We start from the raw sequence: 5,031 nt of genomic DNA, 5'->3' as shown, positions 1-5,031 counted from the left end.
GCTCTTCAATTTTCTTTTTCAGCTCCTCAATTTTCTTTCGATCATCGGCGAGCTGCTGCAAATTGGTGGTGGAAGCCGCCAGCGCCGCTTCATTCTGTGGAATGGAAAGACTGCGTACATAAAGCTCTTCGGCGCTTTTCGCCCGGGCTTCCGCCTGAGTCAACTCCTGAAGCGCCGGGTCAAGCTGCTGTGCTTTGACCTGAGCCATCGCGCCGGCAAACCCTTTGCGGACCTGCAGATGTTCCCCGGTGCCGAGATTGTGGAACGAGCGAGCCTGGAGATCCGGCCGGTCCACCGCCTGCCGGATGACGTTTTCATAGAGTTGCGGAGCCTGTTCATCGCCGGAGAGCTGTTTTTCGCGTGCGACATTGTAGAGTTCATCCGGGGTGTCCGGCAGTTCCGGTTCCACCTTGACGGAGCCCTCGGTCCGTGCTTCCGGTTTGGCCGGAATTGCCGGAACGGCCGATTCCGGTGCCGGTGCCGGCGTCGGTGCCGCGGCCAGTTCCGCTCCGAAGAGAATGCCGAGGAGGAGAAGCAGCGCTTTGGAGGCGCGGGGCTTCCGGTGATCTCCCGGGCGCTCCGAGATCAGAAAATAGATCAGCAGAAAAACTCCTGCCGCTATCAGCGCCAGCGGGAACTTCTCAATCGGAACCGTGCGTTTTCCCCCCTCCTGTTCCGCCTGATCGAGCCGTTTGATCCGGTTCTCGATCGCGGCCAGGCCGGTGTCGGTGACGGTGCTCCGGACATAAATTCCGCCGGTTTCCGCAGCCAGCCGCCGCAGATTGACTTCGTTGAGCCGGGTGGTCACCAGTTTCCCGTCGCGGTCCCGCTTGAGCGTGCCGTCCTCCTCCGGCACCGGCGCCCCGACTTCCGGATCCCCGAGGCCGATGACGAAGACTGGAATCTCCTTTTTCTTCAGTTCATTGACGATGCGGCTGCTGTCGCCGGTGAGTTCGTCGCCGTCGGTCATCAGCACGATCGCCCGGTTTCCCGCCGCCGCCGCCTTGAATGCGGTCATCGCGGTGTTGAGCGCCAGCTCCAGATTGGTTCCCCCGAGCGGCACTGTGTCGGTGGACAGTTCATCGATGTACTGGTTGAACGCCAGCTGGTCCGAGGTGAGCGGGCAGGCCAGGTAGGCGTTCCCGGCAAATGCGACCAGCCCGAACCGGTCCCCGGAATCGGCCTCCACCAGCTGCCGGAGCAGAAATTTTGCATGGTCCAGCCGCGACGGAGCGATGTCGGTCGCCCGCATGCTCTTGGAGACGTCGAACAACACCATGAGATCCCGGCCGTGCGGTTCGTAGGGCACCAGCTGGGAGTCCCAGAAGGGACGGGCCGCCGCCGCGACGAGAAAGAGCATCGCCAGAAGCAGACAGCCGTTTCGCAGGCGCCGCCGGGCGGGCGACAGTTTGACCGCGTCCGGGTCGGTTGCGCTGCTGCCCAGAAGCGCCGCAAGTTTTTTGCGCCGCCGTGCCGTCGCCGATATGGAGAGAATCACCACTGCCGCCAGCAGCAATGGTGCCGCGTAGAAAAACTGTGGATGGATAAAATTCATTGTTCAGCCTCCTCTGTGCCGTCCAATATACCGAAAAATTACTCCCCAGTAATTGAAAAAACAATATAATGCGGCAACTGCATTTGTCAAGTGCCGCGGTGGAATTTGCTCCGGTCCGCGTCACATCTTCCGCTGGTTTTTTGAAAAAAAAACGTTGCGGAATGGCAAAAATCCGGTTCCGGCGTATATTATCAGGAAAACGCGCTTGATTTCCTGATGGAGGAACATATGAAAAAACGGGTTCGCAGGCTCTTCATTGCCGACCACCTGATCACCCCGGATCACCGGGTGGAGAACGGAGCCGTGCTCTGCGAGGACGACCGGATTCTGGCGGTCGGCGGACTTTCCGCATTTGAGATGGAGCCGCAGCTGGAGGTGTTCCGGTTTGAAAATGCCTATATGACTCCGGGGTTCATCGATACGCACATTCATGGCGCGGGTGGCTTCGACTGCTCGTCGGTGACGATCTCTCCGCGGCCGATCGATGCGATGAGCCGGATTCTGGGGGAACGGGGGGTGACCTCGTTCTTCCCGACCATCGTGGCCGCTCCCGCCGCCGATATGCTGGAAAATCTCTCTCTGCTCGCCGCGGAGATGTCGCGGGAGCTCCCCGGCGCCGAAGCGGTCGGCATCAATTCCGAAGGGCCGTTCATCAACCCCTTCAAACGGGGAGCGCAGCAGGAGGAGTCAATCCGGCCGATCGACCTGGGGTTCGCCCGGGAACTTATCGAGGCAGGGCAGGGGAAGATCCGGGTGATGACCTTCGCCCCCGAGCTGGACAAGGCTACCGAATTGATTGAATTTCTGCTGGAGCATGGCGTCAAGCCGTCGATGGGCCACAGCATCGCCAACGAGCAGCAGACGCTGCGCGCCATCGATGCCGGCGCCTGCTACTGCACCCATCTTTTCAACGGCATGCCGCCGCTCCATCAGCGGGAGATGGGATTGTCCAGCATCGCTCTCACCGACAACCGGGTGACGGTGGAACTCATCATCGACGGGCGGCACATCCATCCGCGGATGGTCGATCTCGCCTGCCGGTGCAAATCCCGCCGGCAGCTGGTCGGCATCAGCGACTGCACGATGGCGGCGGGAATGCCGAACGGCGAGTACCGGATCGGTCCGTCGTTGATCCGGGTCAAGGATGGTTTTTCGCAGACCGAACAGAGCGTGCTGGCCGGTACGACCACGATGCTCGACGCCGGCTGGCACAGTCTGATGAGTTGCGGCCATCTGGCGGAGACGCAGGCGGCGATGGCGGTGACCAGCAATCCGGCGGCGGCGTTTCAGCTGAACGATCGCGGCTTGCTCCTGCCGAACCGGCGCGCTGATCTCGCGGTGTTTGAAATGAAAACCAACCGGGCGCTGCTGACTGTGTGCAACGGGCGGATTGTCTATCAGGCGGAGGCGTAAAGAATGGAATATCGTCTTCTCGACAGCGGCAATCTGCGGAAGCTGGAGGCGGTGGGGGAATACCGCCTGATCCGGCCCGCGCTCAATGCATTCTGGAAACCGGCTCTCCCCGCATCGGAGTGGGAGGCCGCCGATGCGGTGTTCACCCGTGACAGCTCCGGCGGCGGCCGCTGGAGTTTCCGCCGTCCGCTCCCGGAGAGCTGGCGGATTCAGTGGGGCGGATTCACGCTCAAGGTGAAGCCGACCGGCTTCGGTCACCTCGGCTTCTTCGCCGAACAGTTCCGCAACTGGGATTTTTTCCGTTCTCCGGAGTCCGGGCTGGGGGAGGGCGCGAAGGCGTTGAATCTCTTCGGCTACTCCGGCGTCGGTTCGATGGCGATGGCGCAGTCGGGGGCGGGGGTCTGCCATCTGGATGCCTCCCGCGGCATGATCGAATGGGGGCGGGAGAATCTGGCGCTCAATCCGCGGGTCCCCGATGCGATCCGCTGGATTGCCGACGATGTCACCAAGTTCACGGCGCGCGAAGTGCGCCGCGGCTCGAAATACAATCTGATCGCGCTGGATCCGCCGACGTTCGGCCGCGGCTCCAGCGGGCAGGTCTGGAAGATCGAGGAGGATCTGCCGAAACTGCTGGCCCGGTGTGCCGAACTGCGCGACCGTTCGCGGCCGTTCACGGTGGTGTTGAGTTGCCATTCGCCCGGTTTTTCGGTGCTGGTGCTCGAACGGCTGGCGCGGGAGGCGTTCGGCGCCGGCGGGGAATTTGTATCCGGGGAGATGACCGTGCCGGAGAGCACCGGCCGGGAGTTGCCCGCCGGAATCTGTGTCCGTTACCGGGTCGGCTGATCCGGATGTTCCAATATGAAAAAAGGAGGATGAACGATGAAATTTTCCTGGATTCCTGTTGCGTTGCTCGCTGCCGCATCGGTTGCAGCCGCCGATATTGCGCTGCCGGCCCCGACGACCTCCGGCGGAATGCCGCTGATGGAGGCGCTCGCCAAGCGGCGGAGCGAGCGGGCCATCTCGAGTGCCCCGCTGAAAACGGCGGAGATCTCCAATCTGCTCTGGGCGGCGAACGGCATCAACCGGCAGGACGGGCGGCGCACCGCTCCGACCGCAATGAACCGGCAGGAGCTTTCGCTCTATGTGGTCATGCCGAACGGCGCTTATTTCTACGATGCGAAGAAGAATGTGCTCAAGGAGGTCTATGCCGGCCGCTGTGAAGTGGCGAACAACGCTCCTCTCATGGTTGTCATTGTCGCCGATCTGGGGCGGCAGAAACGGGAATTCGCGGCGGTGGATTCCGGATTCATCGGGCAGAACATCTATCTTTACTGCGCGGCGAACAATCTGGCGACTGTATTCAAGGCGAGTTTCAATGTTTCCGTGTTGAGAAGTTTGCTGAAACTTGATAAAAATCAGCTTCCCATGTATGTGCAGCCGGTCGGCCGGCCGGCCCGGTAGCGTGCAACATTGATTGCAATTTGGCAATCCGGGTTGAAAAAACAGGCGGAACAGATTACACTATTAGTGTCGTTTCCCTGATTGGCCGTCGATCGCCTCCCCAGCGGTCGGCGGCCTCTTTTTTTCAGAGGAGGTTTTTATGAAGATTCTTTTGGTGGAGGATGACGCAAGGACAGCGGATTTCATCCTCAAGGGCCTGCAGCAGTCCGGTTATTCGACGGTTCATGCCGCGACCGGTCCGGACGGCCTGTTCAAGGCGGAGACCGAAGAGTGTGATCTGGCGATTGTCGACATCATGCTCCCCGGAATGGATGGTTTTACGCTGATTGAAAAGCTGCGCGCCGACCGGATCACCATGCCGGTCATTGTGCTGAGTGCGAAAAATTCGGTTGCCGACAAAATCCGCGGTCTGCAGAACGGCGGCGATGATTATCTGGTCAAGCCGTTTTCGTTTTCCGAGCTGGTCGCGCGGATTCAGGCGCTGCTGCGCCGGGCGGGATCCAGCGCGGAATCTTCCACGCTGACCGTCGGAGATCTGGTGATCGATCTTCTGTCGCGCAAGGTTTACCGGGGCAGTGAGCGGATCGACATTCAGCCGCTGG

At 61.0% G+C, this 5,031-nt stretch carries 5 protein-coding genes; 4 read left to right on the top strand and 1 reads right to left on the bottom strand.

All coding sequences use genetic code 11. The features are described from left to right. Positions 1-1,555: vWA domain-containing protein (locus ACMLHG_RS10295; RefSeq protein ID WP_417170427.1), on the bottom strand; the 1,555-nt coding region annotated here is incomplete at its 3' end. A gap of 228 nt (positions 1,556-1,783) precedes the next feature. Here ACMLHG_RS10295 and nagA point away from each other — a divergent pair. From nagA to ACMLHG_RS10275, 4 genes are all read left to right on the top strand, one after another. Beyond that, positions 1,784-2,968 (top strand): N-acetylglucosamine-6-phosphate deacetylase, encoded by a 1,185-nt coding sequence (gene nagA, locus ACMLHG_RS10290; protein WP_417170426.1) that lies wholly within the window; start codon positions 1,784-1,786, stop codon positions 2,966-2,968. A gap of 3 nt (positions 2,969-2,971) precedes the next feature. Further along, positions 2,972-3,811 (top strand): class I SAM-dependent methyltransferase, encoded by an 840-nt coding sequence (locus ACMLHG_RS10285; protein ID WP_295806673.1) that lies wholly within the window; start codon positions 2,972-2,974, stop codon positions 3,809-3,811. 36 nt (positions 3,812-3,847) lie between these two features. Next, a complete protein-coding gene (locus ACMLHG_RS10280) occupies positions 3,848-4,429 on the top strand; it encodes a nitroreductase family protein (protein WP_417170425.1) in 582 nt (193 codons plus the stop codon). Positions 4,430-4,568: 139 nt separating this feature from the next. Continuing rightward, a partial coding sequence (locus ACMLHG_RS10275; protein WP_417170424.1) for a response regulator transcription factor occupies positions 4,569-5,031 on the top strand: 463 nt, incomplete at its 3' end.

It is taken from the genome of Victivallis sp. (genome assembly GCF_048170485.1).
Classification (GTDB): Bacteria; Verrucomicrobiota; Lentisphaeria; order Victivallales; family Victivallaceae; genus Victivallis.
The sequence above is the reverse complement of the archived record's forward strand: the minus strand, read 5'-3'. Positions and strand labels throughout refer to the sequence as shown.

Bases quoted from the DNA above. Each gene is read 5' to 3' on its own strand.
- nagA (WP_417170426.1), top strand. From the start codon at position 1,784: ATGAAAAAACGGGTTCGCAGGCTCTTCATTGCCGACCACCTGATCACC.
- ACMLHG_RS10285 (WP_295806673.1), top strand. From the start codon at position 2,972: ATGGAATATCGTCTTCTCGACAGCGGCAATCTGCGGAAGCTGGAGGCG.
- ACMLHG_RS10280 (WP_417170425.1), top strand. From the start codon at position 3,848: ATGAAATTTTCCTGGATTCCTGTTGCGTTGCTCGCTGCCGCATCGGTT.